The sequence below is a fragment of the Neisseria sp. P0021.S007 genome (assembly GCF_051956855.1).
Map to the genome: position 1 here is coordinate 1 of NZ_JBQCXA010000875.1, position 574 is coordinate 574.

Annotated in this window: 1 protein-coding gene; it reads left to right on the forward strand. The window is 51.6% G+C overall.

The window, feature by feature from the left end:
* Positions 1-14: 14 nt before the first annotated feature.
* A partial coding sequence (locus ACTHUR_RS16470; protein ID WP_440399752.1) for a metal ABC transporter solute-binding protein, Zn/Mn family occupies positions 15-574 on the forward strand: 560 nt, incomplete at its 3' end.

Here is a 574-nt window from a genome sequence, read left to right on the forward strand (position 1 = left end):
TCACTGGAGAGAATATGAAACATTGGAAACTCGGCATCGTTGCCGCATTATTGACCGGTGCAGCTTATGCCGCTCCGCTGCCTGTTGTCACCAGCTTCAGCATTTTGGGCGACGTGGCCAAACAGATTGGTGGCGACCGTGTGGCCGTTCAAAGCTTGGTGGGCCCCAACCAAGACAGCCATGCCTACCACATGACCAGTGGCGACATCAAAAAAATCCGCAGTGCCAAATTGGTATTGCTTAACGGTTTGGGCTTGGAAGCCGCCGATGTACAGCGTGCAGTCAAACAGAGTAAAGTTCCTTTCGCCGAAGCAACCAAAGGCATTCAGGCTTTGAAAGCAGAAGAGGGTGGACATCATCATGACCACGATCACGAAGGCCATCATCACGATCACGGCGAGTTTGATCCGCACGTTTGGACCGACCCCGTCCTGATGGGTACTTATGCGCAAAACGTTGCCAATGCTTTGATTCAAGCCGACCCTGAAGGCAAAACCTACTATCAGCAACGTTTGGGCAACTATCAAATGCAGCTAAAAAAACTGCACAGCGATGCGCAGGCTGCCTTTAATGC